This is a genomic window from Leptospira paudalimensis (assembly GCF_026151345.1).
Taxonomy (GTDB): domain Bacteria; phylum Spirochaetota; class Leptospiria; order Leptospirales; family Leptospiraceae; genus Leptospira_A; species Leptospira_A paudalimensis.
In genome coordinates, this window is the sequence record NZ_JAMQPR010000001.1 from 1,436,215 (window position 1) to 1,450,256 (window position 14,042).

At 42.6% G+C, this 14,042-nt stretch carries 17 protein-coding genes; all 17 read left to right on the forward strand.

What is annotated here, in order from left to right; all coding sequences use genetic code 11:
* The first annotated feature begins 12 nt into the window (after window positions 1-12).
* The 17 genes from rpoC to rplN all read left to right on the forward strand — a co-directional run bounded on the left by rpoC (window position 13) and on the right by rplN (window position 14,041).
* Window positions 13-4,314, forward strand: coding sequence for a DNA-directed RNA polymerase subunit beta' (gene rpoC, locus ND855_RS06635; RefSeq protein WP_265357710.1), 4,302 nt, complete (start codon window positions 13-15; stop codon window positions 4,312-4,314).
* A 146-nt stretch (window positions 4,315-4,460) separates the two neighbouring features.
* Window positions 4,461-4,835: a 30S ribosomal protein S12 gene (gene rpsL / locus ND855_RS06640; protein ID WP_004783543.1), complete on the forward strand. Its 375-nt coding sequence runs from the start codon at window positions 4,461-4,463 to the stop codon at window positions 4,833-4,835.
* Between the two features lie 14 nt (window positions 4,836-4,849).
* Window positions 4,850-5,323 (forward strand): 30S ribosomal protein S7, encoded by a 474-nt coding sequence (rpsG, locus tag ND855_RS06645; protein ID WP_015678186.1) that lies wholly within the window; start codon window positions 4,850-4,852, stop codon window positions 5,321-5,323.
* Window positions 5,324-5,401: 78 nt separating this feature from the next.
* Window positions 5,402-7,342 carry an elongation factor G-like protein gene (locus tag ND855_RS06650; RefSeq protein WP_322113558.1) on the forward strand — a complete coding sequence of 647 codons (1,941 nt, stop codon included), beginning with the start codon at window positions 5,402-5,404 and terminating at the stop codon, window positions 7,340-7,342.
* A gap of 49 nt (window positions 7,343-7,391) precedes the next feature.
* Window positions 7,392-8,597 carry an elongation factor Tu gene (gene tuf / locus ND855_RS06655; protein ID WP_100721764.1) on the forward strand — a complete coding sequence of 402 codons (1,206 nt, stop codon included), beginning with the start codon at window positions 7,392-7,394 and terminating at the stop codon, window positions 8,595-8,597.
* A 5-nt stretch (window positions 8,598-8,602) separates the two neighbouring features.
* A complete protein-coding gene (rpsJ, locus tag ND855_RS06660; RefSeq protein ID WP_002974412.1) occupies window positions 8,603-8,911 on the forward strand; it encodes a 30S ribosomal protein S10 in 309 nt (102 codons plus the stop codon).
* An 11-nt stretch (window positions 8,912-8,922) separates the two neighbouring features.
* Complete coding sequence (gene rplC, locus ND855_RS06665; RefSeq protein ID WP_100727890.1) at window positions 8,923-9,546, forward strand: 50S ribosomal protein L3; 624 nt, start codon at window positions 8,923-8,925, stop codon at window positions 9,544-9,546.
* Window positions 9,547-9,557: 11 nt separating this feature from the next.
* Window positions 9,558-10,193 carry a 50S ribosomal protein L4 gene (rplD, locus tag ND855_RS06670; RefSeq protein WP_100727889.1) on the forward strand — a complete coding sequence of 212 codons (636 nt, stop codon included), beginning with the start codon at window positions 9,558-9,560 and terminating at the stop codon, window positions 10,191-10,193.
* A gap of 4 nt (window positions 10,194-10,197) precedes the next feature.
* Window positions 10,198-10,503: a 50S ribosomal protein L23 gene (locus tag ND855_RS06675; RefSeq protein ID WP_265357712.1), complete on the forward strand. Its 306-nt coding sequence runs from the start codon at window positions 10,198-10,200 to the stop codon at window positions 10,501-10,503.
* 2 nt (window positions 10,504-10,505) lie between these two features.
* Window positions 10,506-11,342 carry a 50S ribosomal protein L2 gene (rplB, locus tag ND855_RS06680; protein ID WP_135702096.1) on the forward strand — a complete coding sequence of 279 codons (837 nt, stop codon included), beginning with the start codon at window positions 10,506-10,508 and terminating at the stop codon, window positions 11,340-11,342.
* Between the two features lie 13 nt (window positions 11,343-11,355).
* Complete coding sequence (rpsS, locus tag ND855_RS06685; protein WP_002974021.1) at window positions 11,356-11,634, forward strand: 30S ribosomal protein S19; 279 nt, start codon at window positions 11,356-11,358, stop codon at window positions 11,632-11,634.
* Window positions 11,635-11,642: 8 nt separating this feature from the next.
* Window positions 11,643-11,993 carry a 50S ribosomal protein L22 gene (gene rplV / locus ND855_RS06690; RefSeq protein ID WP_100721562.1) on the forward strand — a complete coding sequence of 117 codons (351 nt, stop codon included), beginning with the start codon at window positions 11,643-11,645 and terminating at the stop codon, window positions 11,991-11,993.
* A 3-nt stretch (window positions 11,994-11,996) separates the two neighbouring features.
* Window positions 11,997-12,674 carry a 30S ribosomal protein S3 gene (gene rpsC, locus ND855_RS06695; RefSeq protein WP_100721560.1) on the forward strand — a complete coding sequence of 226 codons (678 nt, stop codon included), beginning with the start codon at window positions 11,997-11,999 and terminating at the stop codon, window positions 12,672-12,674.
* Between the two features lie 22 nt (window positions 12,675-12,696).
* On the forward strand, window positions 12,697-13,110 hold the full coding sequence (gene rplP / locus ND855_RS06700; protein ID WP_015678382.1) for a 50S ribosomal protein L16: 414 nt from the start codon (window positions 12,697-12,699) through the stop codon (window positions 13,108-13,110).
* Window positions 13,107-13,379, forward strand: a complete 273-nt coding sequence (gene rpmC / locus ND855_RS06705; RefSeq protein WP_100721558.1) for a 50S ribosomal protein L29 — start codon at window positions 13,107-13,109, stop codon at window positions 13,377-13,379. Before rplP ends, rpmC begins: the two co-directional genes overlap by 4 nt.
* 3 nt (window positions 13,380-13,382) lie before the next feature.
* A complete protein-coding gene (gene rpsQ / locus ND855_RS06710; protein ID WP_012388932.1) occupies window positions 13,383-13,652 on the forward strand; it encodes a 30S ribosomal protein S17 in 270 nt (89 codons plus the stop codon).
* Window positions 13,649-14,041, forward strand: a complete 393-nt coding sequence (gene rplN, locus ND855_RS06715) for a 50S ribosomal protein L14 (protein ID WP_002974152.1) — start codon at window positions 13,649-13,651, stop codon at window positions 14,039-14,041. The genes rpsQ and rplN overlap by 4 nt, the downstream gene beginning before the upstream one ends.
* The last annotated feature ends 1 nt before the right edge of the window (window position 14,042 follow it).

Consider the following 14,042-nt stretch of genomic DNA (forward strand, 5'->3'; position numbering starts at 1 on the left):
AAGGGAAAAAGTATGAGAAATTACAATAGTTTTGAATCGATTACGATCCGTTTGGCATCACCCGAGCGGATCAAAGAGTGGTCTTTCGGGGAAGTTAAAAAACCTGAAACGATCAACTACCGTACCCTAAAACCGGAACGAGATGGTCTTTTCTGCGAAAAAATCTTTGGAACCACAAAGGATTGGGAATGTTACTGTGGTAAATTCAAATCCATCCGTTACAAAGGTGTGGTTTGCGACAAATGTGGTGTTGAGGTAACTCACTCTAAAGTTCGTCGTGAAAGAATGGGTCATATCGAACTTGCGGCGCCTGTTTCGCACATTTGGTATTATCGTTCGGTTCCGTCTCGTATGGGACTCCTTCTCGACATGACGATCAACCAACTCAAAAGTGTTCTTTACTTTGAGAAGTATGTGATCATTGACCCAGCTGATTCCGGAAGGAACAGAGGGGAACTCATCGATGAAGATGAATACCACAATTATTTAGATGAATACGGTGATAAGTTTATCGCTGGTATCGGTGGGGACGCCATCAAGGAACTTCTCGCACGCATTGATGTGGATGCAGAAGCTCGTGTGATCCGCCAAAAGATCCAAGACAAAAACAAAATCTCCGACAAACGTATTTTCAAACGCCTCGAAGTTCTCGAAGCATTCCGTGATTCTGGAAACCGTCCTGAGTGGATGGTTCTCGATGTAGTTCCAGTGATCCCACCAGAACTTCGCCCGATGGTACAACTAGAAGGCGGACGTTTTGCAACTTCCGACCTCAATGATTTGTATCGCCGTGTGATCAACCGTAACAATCGTCTCAAACGACTTCTTGCTCTGAAAGCTCCTGAGATCATCGTACGAAACGAAAAACGTATGTTACAAGAAGCAGTGGATGCTCTTTTTGATAACAGCCGACGCAAACGTACTGTGAAAGGAAAAGGAAATAGACCTTTAAAATCTATCTCCGATATGCTCAAAGGAAAACAAGGACGTTTCCGCCAAAACCTTCTCGGTAAACGGGTAGATTATTCTGGTCGTTCCGTAATCGTCGTTGGTCCAGAACTCAAATACCACCAAATGGGTCTTCCTAAAAAAATGGCTTTGGAACTTTTCAAACCGTTCATTATGAAACGTCTTGTGGATTTGGAATTAGCACCAAACATTAAATCTGCGAAGAAAAAAATCGAAGCAGAAGACAAAGAAGTTTTTGATGTTTTGGAAACCGTGGTGAAAGAACACCCGGTTCTCCTCAACCGTGCACCAACACTTCACAGACTTGGAATCCAAGCATTTTTACCAGTCCTTGTAGAAGGAAAAGCAATCAAACTCCACCCACTCGTATGTCACGCGTTTAACGCCGACTTCGACGGGGACCAAATGGCCATCCACGTTCCACTCGCTCCAAAAGCACAGTTGGAAACTTGGATGCTAATGTTATCTCCGCATAACATTTTGAATCCTGCGAACGGACAACCAATTTGTGGACCAACACAAGACATCGTTCTTGGGATTTATTACCTCACTTCTGAAGTGAAAGACGCAAAAGGTGAAGGTAAATTCTTCACTGGTCTTGAAGAAGTGATGTATGCGATTGAAACGAAAACCGTTGAAATTCGCTCTAAAATCTCCGTTTTACACGAAGGGAAAATCATCGAAACTACACCTGGTCGACTTATCTTCAACCAAGTGATGCCAAAAGGGTATGTTTACATCAACAGAACCCTCGGTGATAAAGAAACAAACAAAATCATTGCAGACGTTTACGAGAAGTTTGGACCAGGGATCACGGTTGTGATGCTTGATGAAATCAAACGTCTTGGTTACCGTTACGCGACTGTATTTGCTCCAACTATCTCCATTGATGACATCCGAGTTTCTCCTCAAAAAGAAGGACTTGTAAACGATGCCAACAAAGAAGTAGAAAAAGCGGATATGGAGTACCGTAAAGGTATCATCACAAACGAAGAACGTCGTAAAAAAGTAATCGAGATTTGGACCAAAACCAATGACCGCATTACGGAAGGGATGTTTAAGGAACTCGAAAAAGACCAAGCGGGATTTAACCCTGTCTACGTCATGGCAGCTTCTGGTGCTCGCGGATCAAAACAACAGATCCGTCAGCTTGCTGGGATGCGGGGCCTAATGGCGAAACCGTCCGGTGAAATCATCGAACTTGCGATTCGCTCCAACTTCCGCGAAGGTCTTGGGGTATTAGAATTTTTTATCTCCACACATGGTGCGAGAAAGGGTCTTGCGGATACTGCCTTAAAAACAGCCGATGCGGGTTACCTCACTCGTCGTCTTGTGGATATCTCTCAGGATGTGATCGTTTCCGAAGATGATTGCGGAACAAAAGCAAACATCACACTCGGAATCGTAAAAGAAGGAGAAAACGTAATTGTTTCTCTTGCGGACAGAGTGTTCGGTCGTTACACAGCTGAAGACCTAGTAGACCCTGTGACTGAAAAAGTGGTATTTCCAAAAGATACTCTCATCACAAGAGCTCTTGGCCAACAGATTGAAAACCTTGGTTATGATAAAATCAAAGTTAGATCTCCACTCACTTGCCGTTCACGCCACGGTATTTGTACAAAATGTTACGGTATGGACATGGCTCGCCTTGTCCCTGCTGAGATTGGGGAAGCAGTGGGAACCATTGCCGCTCAATCGATCGGCCAACCGGGAACACAGTTAACAATGAGAACCTTCCACGTGGGTGGTGCTGCATCTGCTACGATCCAAGAGAAGGAACACAAAGTACCGTTCCGCTCTTTGGTAAAATCCATTAATGGTCGTTTGGTGACAAATGCAAATGGTGCAAAAGTATTTGCTCGTCGCGGAACCATCATCGTAAACCGACTCATCCAAGAGTTCAATACTGAGTCTTTATCTAGTGTGCGAGTTGCGGATGAACAACGCCTTGAAAAAGGGGAAGTGTTTGCAACACAAGTAAGTGATTCCACAGAACAACGGATCACTTCTGACCAAGCAGGTATTGTATCCCTAGTCGGAACAACGTTAAGAATATTAGGTGATGACATTGTCATTCCAGTGAAAATCGGAACCATCTTAAAAGCAGAAGAAGGCATTATCGTAGAAGAAAACAAAGCACTCGCTGAGTTTGACCCTTTTAACGAAGTGGCTGTTTCGGAAACTTCTGGAACGATCCAATGGGAAGATTTGGAAATTGGGAAAAACGTTCGTCGTGATGTTGACCCTAAGACTTCCAATATCATTTTAAAAGTAGTAGAACAGAAAAAAGACCGTCTCGTTCCAAAAGTAGTTGTTGGTTCTGATAGTTATTCAGTTCCAGTGGATGCTCTTCTCCAATTCCAAAATGGAGACAAAGTACGAGAAGGGGATATCATCTTCAAAATCCCATCGGTTGCTGAAAAGACTCGTGATATCACGGGTGGTCTTCCAAGGGTAGATGAACTTTTCGAAGCTCGTCGTCCAAAAGATGCCTGCACACTTGCAGAAATTGACGGTAAAATCGAAGATAAGGGTGAAATCGTAAAAGAAAAACGAATTCTCTATATCATCCCGGAAACAGCAGAACAAGAAAAAGTAAAAGTAGCCATCCCTGTTGGAAAACAAATTCGTGTTCGCCAAGGTGACTTTGTGAAACGAGGAGACCAGTTGGATGAAGGAAACTTTGATCCACATGATATCCTTGCGATCAAAGGACCAAGTGCCCTTCATGAATACTTAGTATCCGAAGTGCAAGAGGTATACCGTTTACAAGGGGTTCATATCAATGATAAACACATTGAAGTTGTGGTTCGTTCCATGCTTCGAAAGGTGATCATCACTGATAGTGGAGACACATCGTTCGTGAACCAACAACAAGTGGATAAATTCCTATTTGATGAAGAAAACGACAGAGTGGAACAAGAGGGTGGATCTCCTGCACAAGGAACACCGGTACTCCTAGGTCTTACTAAAGCATCCCTTAATACGGAGTCTTATTTCTCAGCAGCATCTTTCCAAGAAACCACAAAGGTTCTAACAGATGCGGCGATCAAAGGAAAAACAGACAACCTAATGGGTCTGAAAGAAAACGTAATCATTGGTCACATGATCCCTGCAGGAACAGGTATGAAAAAATACCGTGACATTGAAGTTTTCAAAGAAATGCCTGGGGATTTGGATTGGGACTTGGAATCAGAAGAAGAGGAAGAAGAACTTTCCGAACTTTCAGAATCAGCTCCAGTTTCGACTGCTACACTCTCAAGACTTGTAGCAGAAGAAGACGAAGATGAGGACGAATTGGAAGAAGAATCGGACGACTCTGATGATGAGGACGATGACGATTAGTCACTAAGAAGAACTTCTAGAAATCATCCAATTTGGATGGTTTCTAGGGACAAAAATCATGTTTTCGTTTACAAAATGTCCCTATCTGGAATTTTGGACGAAAACGTCATTATTTTTTTAAAAAGAGAAATAGAAGAAGGAATCGAATGCCTACAATTAACCAGCTCATCCGCATTGGAAGAGAAGACCAAAAGAAAAGAACTAAATCTCCCGCTCTAAAGGCATGCCCACAAAGACGTGGAGTTTGCACAAGAGTGATGACTTTCACTCCTAAAAAACCTAACTCTGCTCTTCGTAAAGTAGCAAGGGTTCGTTTGACAACAGGAATTGAAGTTACTGCTTATATCCCAGGCGAAGGCCATAACCTCCAAGAACACAACGTGGTTCTCATCCGTGGGGGAAGGGTAAAAGATTTACCAGGGGTTCGTTATCATATCATTCGTGGAACACTGGATACACTCGGTGTGGACAAACGTCGCAAAGGACGTTCTAAATACGGCGCGAAGCGTCCTAAAGCGTAATCGGAGAAAGGTATATGTCTAGAAGAAGAGGAAAAGTTGAACCGCGCCACATCGAAGGCGATCCAAAATACAACGACAAAGTGATTTCAAAGTTTATCAACTGCCTAATGGTAGATGGTAAAAAAAGTGTCGCTGAAGCTGTGTTCTACGATGCATTAGAAGTCATTGCGAAAAAAACAGGACAAGATCCGTTTGCTGTGTTCCAAGAAGCATTGGAAAACGCAAAACCACAAGTGGAAGTAAAGTCCCGCCGAGTGGGTGGTGTGACTTACCAAGTTCCAATCGAAGTTCGTCCAGAAAGACGTCTAGCGCTTGGAATCAGATGGCTGATTAAATATAGCCGTGGTAGAAACGAAAAATCGATGAAAAACAAATTGGCTGCAGAATTCATGGAAGCACAAAAAGGCACAGGATCTGCGATTAAGAAAAAAGAAGACATCAGAAAGATGGCAGATGCCAACAAGGCATTCTCTCATTACCGCTGGTAATCCTTTTTATTCGATTCCAAACCTTGATAAGCCAGGTTCATGCCTGGCTTTTTTATTTTTGCACTCTTTCCATACACCATGAACTACCGCACAGTTGGCATTTTTGCTCACATCGATTCTGGGAAAACTACCCTCACCGAACGAATCTTATTCGAGGTTGGTAAAATTTCTGCAGTTGGTACCATTGAAGATGGGAACACTGAATCGGACCAACTCCAAGAAGAGATTGAAAGAGGGATCTCCATCCGGACTACATTCCATGTTGTCCCTTGGACTACAAGTTTTGGAACATTTGAAATCCAACTCATCGATACACCTGGTCATATTGATTTTAGAAACCAAGTGACCGACCTTCTCCCCGCAATGGAAACAGCCATTGTCATTTTGGAAGCGGGCACAGTTGTACAATCACAAGCAAGGTTAGTGATTGAAGAGTTACGAAAGGCAAAGATCCCCATCGTTTTTTTCATCAACAAATTGGACAGGTTTGCAGAGGACTACCTCGATACACTTGTTTCCTTGGAAGAGATCTTACAAATCGCTCCTGTTTCCTTATTCCAAAAAGGAGAAAATGGTTGGGAATATTATTTGGAAAACGAAAGAGTTTTTGCCAAAAGCACAAAGGAAGAATTACTCGCATGTGATGAAGAATCACTGTTAACTTACTGGAAGGAAGAAAACGAAACTTCTGAGCTTCCGAAACGTATCTTACAAAAGGGGACAGGGGAGGGGAAACTTTACCCTGTGTATGGTGGTTCCGCCAAAACTGGCGAAGGTGTACGGGAGCTCCTGGATCTTGTGTTGTGGACAAATCCAAAGGAAATAAAACCAATTTCCCATTCTCCTCTCTTAGTTCTTTCTAGGAGGACCGACCCACAAATTGGTCGTTATGCGGTAGTTTGCCCCACGATGACATTACCAACCGAAGAAGTGATGGAGATCCTCCTTTTCACAAAGGAAACACAAGGCCAAAACAAAATTGAAAGAACCATCCACGGGGAAGGGGGAACGAACCCCACTCTCTCCTTTTTATCAGCTGAAACATTGGATCGGGTAGGTTCCCTCACAAAGGGAAAACTTGGATTTGTGTTGGCAAATGAATCTTTCCAAATGGACCCGGGGAGTCCCATTCTTTATCTCGGAAATGTTCCAGATCCTTTATCATCCAAACTCCCACCTTCAGAACTCAGTCCGTTTTCTGTGGTTTTAGAGCCGGAGATTAGTTCCGAAAAAGAGTTTTGGTTATGTCGCTTACAGGAACTCATTTGGGAGGATCCCGGTTACCACCTGGAACTGAAAGCAGAAACGGGACAAATTGTTCTCTTTGGTAGAGGGGAACTCCATTTGGAAATTGGAATCCGAAGGATTTCTGAGAAAACGGAAAAAAAACTCTCATTTAGTTCGATAAACATTGCCAAATTAGAGCTTTTTAAAAAAATGTCTCATAAGGTTGCCCTAGAGCATCGTGCCTTTGAAGACCAAAAGTCAAGCGGCGCGCTCATCGCAGTCCTGGAAGATACTGCCGATTTTTCGAAGCAAATTGCCTTCGAGGTAAGTCTTCCGGAAGAAGTAAAACATTCGATAGAAACGTCCTTTATGGAAGCCTGCTTACACGGGTTTTACGGTGAGGAAGTTTGTGGCCTGAGACTAAGAGTCCTCTCCTATGAGATGCCTCCGGGGGATTTACAAACAACTCTCACATTACTCAAAGTAGCGATACTTGCAGGAGTGAAGGAATGTTTTCCGTCAAACACATATTTGGTTGGTCCACTCACTGAGATCGAAGTGATGGTAGACGCAAACCATTTAGGTGTAGTTCTTTCTGATCTAAGTCGCAGGAACGCAAAGGTGGTATCCACCTATGAGGCTGTGGCAGGGAAGAGTCACTTAAAAGCCAATGCATCGGCAGAAAACCTGCTTGGCTTTTCAGGGGCTCTTAGAAACATGACCAAAGGGATTGGCATTTCTTGGGAAAGGACTGCTTTTACCTCTGAATTTTATGCAGTTCTAAAGGAGTAAAGAACCGAATATCGGGTCTTGCACCACGATTGAGGAGTAGATTCTAACAATGGCTAAAGAAAAATTTGACCGCTCAAAACCACACTTAAACATCGGAACTATTGGTCACGTTGACCACGGTAAAACTACGCTAACAGCGGCTATCACTACAACCCTTGCAAAAGCGATCGGTGGTAAGAATAAAGCTGTTGCTTATGACCAAATCGACAACGCGCCAGAAGAAAAGGCTCGTGGGATTACTATTGCAACCTCTCACCAGGAATATGAAACTCCTAACCGTCACTATGCACACGTAGATTGTCCAGGTCACGCGGACTATGTTAAAAACATGATTACTGGTGCTGCTCAGATGGACGCTGCGATCCTCGTAGTTTCTGCAACTGACGGTGCTATGCCACAAACCAAAGAACACATCCTTCTTGCTCGCCAAGTTGGTGTTCCTTACATCGTTGTTTATCTTAACAAAGCAGACATGCTTGCTGCTGATGAAAGAGAAGACATGATTGAGATGGTTAAAGAGGAAATCAAAGACCTTCTTAACAAATACAACTTCCCAGGTGACAAAACACCTTTCATCTCTGGATCTGCTTTAAAAGCTCTAGAAGGTGAAGATTCCGACTTAGGAATGAAATCCATTTTGAAATTGATGGAAGCTGTTGATACTTACGTTCCAAACCCTACACGTGTAGTTGACAAACCTTTCTTAATGCCAGTAGAGGACGTATTCTCTATCACTGGTCGTGGAACTGTTGCAACTGGTCGTGTTGAGCAAGGAGTTCTTAAGATCAACGACGAAATCGAAATCGTTGGTATCCGTGATACATCTAAATCAGTTGTTACTGGTATTGAGATGTTCCGTAAACTACTCGACCAAGCTGAAGCTGGAGACAACATTGGTGCTCTTCTTCGCGGAACAAAAAAAGAAGACATCGAAAGAGGTCAAGTTCTTGCGAAACCAGGTACCATCACTCCACACAGAAAGTTTAAAGCGGAAGTTTACGTTCTTACAAAAGACGAAGGTGGACGTCACACTCCATTCTTTAACAACTACCGTCCACAATTCTACTTCAGAACTACTGACATCACTGGTGTTTGTAACTTACCTGGTGGAATGGAAATGGTTATGCCAGGTGATAACGTTACGATGTCTATCGAACTTATCCACCCAATTGCTATGGACCAAGGTTTGAAGTTCGCGATCCGTGAGGGTGGAAGAACAATTGGTTCTGGTGTTGTTGCGGAGATCGTTGAGTAATCGCAATGGCTGGACAAAGAATTCGCGTTAAGTTAAAAGCTTTCGATCATCGGTTGATTGACCAATCAACCTTTGAAATCGTTGCAACTGCGAAAAGGACTGGAGCTACTGTCTCCGGTCCTATCCCACTTCCAACGAAAAAAGAAATCTACACGGTATTACGTTCTCCGCACGTGAATAAAAAAGCTAGAGAACAATTTGAAATGAGAACTCACAAGAGACTCATCGATATTTTAAATACGAATGAAGATACGGTAGAAGCCCTAATGAAGCTTCAACTCCCTGCTGGAGTTTCCGTAGATATTAAATCCTAAGGATAGGATCCATGGCTAAAGGTTTAATCGGCGAAAAATTGGGCATGGCCCACATATTCAATAACGACGGTAAGATGGTAACTGTTACTGTTTTACGCGTGGGTCCTTGTTTTGTGTCCCAGGTAAAAACATCTGCTAATGATGGCTATGAAGCTGTTCAATTAGCATTCGGTGATGCCAAAGAAAAACACTTAACAAAGGCCGAAGTTGGACACATTAAAAAAGCGAATATCGCTTCTCCTAAAAAAACTTTGGTTGAATTCAAAGGATTTGAAGGCGTTGCAGTGGGTTCAGAATTGAAACTCGCTGATGTTTTTGCTTTGAATGATACAGTAAAAGTGACCGGAACTTCTAAAGGGAAGGGAACACAAGGTGTTGTAAAACGCCATGGTTTTGCTGGTGGTCCTGCTGGGCACGGTTCTCGTTTCCAAAGACACCCTGGTTCGATTGGATCGAACACAACTCCTGGACGTGTGTTCAAGGGTTTGAAGATGGGTGGAAGAATGGGTTCTGAGCAGACAACTGTTCGAAACCTGAAAGTAGTAAAAATTGATGCAGATGCTAACTTGGTATTTGTATCCGGTCCGGTTCCAGGAAGGGAACGCGGTATCGTTACGATAGAAAAAATCGGATAGATAGGTAGAACATGAAAGCGCGTAAATACAATAAAGAAGGCGTATTCGTAAGCGAAGTTGAACTTCCGGCAGAATTATTTGCTACCGGCATTTCGCTTGGAGCCATCTATGATGCGGTTAAAGCTGAAAATGCGAACAACAGACAAGGAACACATTCGACTAAAGATCGTTCCGAAGTTCGCGGTGGGGGAATCAAACCTTGGGCTCAAAAAGGAACTGGTCGTGCAAGACAAGGATCCATCAGAGCTCCACATTTCGTTGGTGGTGGTATCATTCATGGACCAAAACCAAGAGATTATTCCTCTAACTTGTCACGCAGCGTTAAGAAGAAAGCTGTTCTCTCCATCCTTAACAAAAAGGCAGAAGAAAACAGAATCGCGATCATAGAAGACGTAGAACCTTCTTCTTACTCCACAAAGTCCATCTACAACATTTTGAAGAACATGGACATTGCAGAGAAGGGTAACGTGGGATTTGTAGTAGCTGGTGAAAACCAATTCCTAAAAAGATCCACTCGCAATATAGAGAACCTCAAATATGTGAACAGCAAACGAGTCGTTTGCCGAGACATCCTCTATAATAACAATTTAGTAATCTCTGAAAGCGCTTTAAAAGAGCTTCAGGCTCAGTATTCTAAGAAAGGATAAGACAGTGAACCTAGAGAATGTAATCTTATCACCAGTTGTTACAGAAAAGTCGCAAGACCTGCAAACAATTGGAGAACGTATGGGAAAAAGAACTGTCAAGTATACGTTCAAAGTCCACCCGGATGCGAACAAAACTTTGATCAAACAAGCCCTGAAACAAATGTATAACGTCGTTCCGACTGCTATAAACGTAGCCGTTTATCGTGGAAAAATGAAACGTTTTAGAAACATGCCGTCCCCAAGACCTCACTACAAAAAAGCAGTAGTGACCTTTGCTGACGGAGCAAATTTGGATTTTGCTAAGGTTTAATTATGGGAATTAGAAAACTTAAACCCACAACACAGTCTAGCCGGTATTATTCGGTATTAGATTTCAAAGAAATCACAGAAGTGGTTCCTTATAAACCTCTCACTGCCAATTTTTCATACAAAGCTGGTCGTGACAATAAGGGACGTATTGCTGTTAGACGCAAAGGTGGACGTAACAAAAGAAAGTTTCGTATCATCGATTTCAAACGTAATAAATTTGGGATCCCTGCTACAGTAAAAACAATTGAATACGATCCAAACCGTTCAGCATTCATTGCTCTTGTCTGTTATGCGGATGGGGAATACCGATACATTTTAGCTCCAAACGGTCTTAAAGTTGGGGATAAAATTGAGTCTGGTCCAAACGCAGAGATTAAACTTGGAAATACACTTCCATTGGATAAAATCCCTGCAGGAACAAACGTTCACAACATCGAACTCCATATTGGAAAAGGTGGTCAGATTGCAAGAACAGCAGGTTCCTTCGCTGTGATCTCTGCAAAAGACGGTGACTACGTTTCACTCAAACTTCCTTCTTCGGAAATCCGAAAGGTACGTAAAGAGTGTTTGGCGACTGTTGGAGAACTTTCCAACAAAGACCACAACTTAGTGATCATAGGAAAAGCCGGTCGTAACCGTTGGTTAGGAAAAAGACCGAAGGTAAGAGGGGTCGTTATGAACCCTGTGGACCACCCACTCGGTGGTGGTGAAGGTAGAACTTCCGGAGGTCGTCACCCAGTGACTCCTTGGGGTAAACCTACGAAAGGATTTAAAACACGTAAGACTAGACCGTCTGATCGTTTTATTGTCCAAAGACGTAAGAAAAACAGGAATAGGTAGGATCTAGATACTCATGGCTAGAAGCTTAAAAAAAGGTCCGTTCATCGACGACCACCTCATGAAAAAAATCACCAAGTTAAACTCTGAAGGGAAAAAAACTCCCTTCAAGTCTTGGTCCAGAAGAAGTACCATTTATCCAGATATGATTGGTCATACAGTCATGATTCATAATGGCAAAGCGTTTGTTCCTGTTTATGTGAATGAAAACATGATTGGACACAAACTCGGTGAATTTGCTCCCACTAGAACCTTCAAAGGTCATGGTGGAGACAAAAAAGTAGCGAAGAAATAGGTAGAGTGATGGAAGCAAAAGCAGTAGGAAAACACCTCAGAATTTCTGCCAGAAAAGCTCGCCTGGTTGCTGATGAAGTTCGTGGATACGATTACAAAGAAGCGATAGATATCTTGCGATTTACAAACAAATCTGCAAGTTCAATGATCATTAACCTTCTCAACTCTGCAGTGGCAAATGCCATTCAGATGAATGAAAGTTTAGATCCTAGCTCACTTTATGTTAAAAAAATCTATGTGGATGACGGCCCAATCATGAAACGTTTCCGCCCAAGAGCACGAGGTCGTGCGTCTCGGATCCGTAAACGCCTAAGCCACATCACTGTTGTTGTATCTGAAATCGAAAAGAAGGTTAGCTAATTTATGGGTCAGAAAGTAAATCCAATCGGACTACGAATCGGAATCACACGTAACTGGGATTCGGTTTGGTTTTCCAAACAAGATTACATCAAAAATCTTCACGAAGATATCAAGATCCGTAGATTCCTTCAGAAGAAATTCAAAAACGCATCCGTTGTGAAAATCGTGATCGAAAGATTCCCTGAAAAAATCAACGTGAACCTCCATACTTCTAAACCAGGTATGGTGATTGGTCAAAAAGGCCAAAACATCGAAGCGGTAAAACAAGAGCTAAAAAAATACGCTGATAAACCGATTGGGATGAACATCATCGAAGTGAAAAAACCAGAGATCATCGCACAAGCGATTGCTGAAACGGTTGCCCTTCAAATCGAACAAAGGATGCCTTTCCGTCGCGTCATGAAAGCGGAGCTTCGTCGTGCGATGCGCGGTGGAGTGGAAGGTGTGAAAATCCAAATCTCTGGACGTCTCAATGGGGCGGATATGGCAAGAACTGAAAAGTATATGGAAGGACGAGTTCCTCTTCATACTCTTCGTGCCAAAATTGATTTTGGATTCAAAGAAGCTCTCACGACTTTCGGACAAATCGGTGTGAAAGTATGGACTTATACAGGTGATTATTTCCCAACGAAGGAAGAATCCGATGAAGATAAATACGCTGTAAAACGTAGAACGAGTTAAGAAGTACTAAAGAGAAACCATCATGTTAGCACCTAAACGAGTAAAATTTAGAAAACGCCAAAGAGGGCGCTTAAAAGGTAAGGACGAAAGAGGTTCTTACGTTGCGTTCGGTGAGTTTGGTTTAAAAGCCATCTCTTCCGGTCGTATCACTGCGCGACAAATTGAGGCAGCAAGGATCACTATCAACCGCCAAGTCAAACGAGGTGGGAAATTATGGATCAGGATCTTCCCTCATTTACCAATCACTAAAAAACCTGCCGAAACTCGTATGGGTAAAGGTAAAGGTAACCCTGAGTTCTGGATTGCTGAAATCCGACCAGGACGAGTTCTTTTTGAAATGGCTGGTGTAGATGAAGATACAGCTAGAAAAGCACTCCACCTAGCAGCATTTAAACTGCCAGTTGAAACTTCATTTGTTAAGAGGAACGTTCTATGAAAGACGATTTCAAATCACTTTCTCCAGAAGATTTGAAGAAAGAAATTCTTTCCTCTTCCGAAGAAGTCAGAAAAGCAAGATTCCAATTTGGTGTTACAAGATCTCTTGAAAACCCGAAAGTAATCCGCAATCATAAGAAGAGAATTGCCCAAGCGTTAACTGTGCTTCGTGAGAAGGAACTAGCTGCAAAAGGCAAACTCAAACAAATCGCACCGAAAGCTGGTTCGGCTCCAAAAGTCGCTAAAACAAGCAAAGGTAAGAAGAAGTAGGTTATGGAAGATAAAAACTCTAAAAAATCTTTAACCATTCAAGGTGTAGTTGTGAGTGATGCTATGGATAAAACTGTAGTGATCGAAATCATCACTAGAAAAGTGCACCCACGGTTTAAGAAAATTATGACCAGAACTTCTCGTGTGAAAATTCACGATGAGAAGAACGAGTGTCAAGTTGGTGATCGAGTCATCGCTGTGGAAACAAGACCACTTTCTAAACAGAAACACCATAAACTTGTAAAGGTAATTGAGAAGGCGAAATTAGTATGATCCAACAAGAAACTATTTTACAAGTAGCCGATAACTCGGGTGTGAAAAAAGTCATGTGCGTTAAAGTGCTTGGCGGTTCCAAAAAACGCTACGCAACGCTTGGTGACGAAATCATCGTCGCTGTGAAAGAAGCACAACCTGCATACGGACTTCGTGACGGGCAAGGAAAAAAAGTGCATAACAAAGCGGTTCAAAGAGCCGTTGTCGTAAGAACGAAAAAAGAAGTTCGTCGTCCAGATGGAACTTACATCCGTTTTGATGACAATGCGGTTGCCATTATCGATGATAAAGGGAATCCAAAAGGAACAAGGATCTTCGGACCTGTTGCTCGCGAACTACGTGATAAAAAATACATGAAAATTATATCTCTAGCTCCGGAGGTTCTCTAAA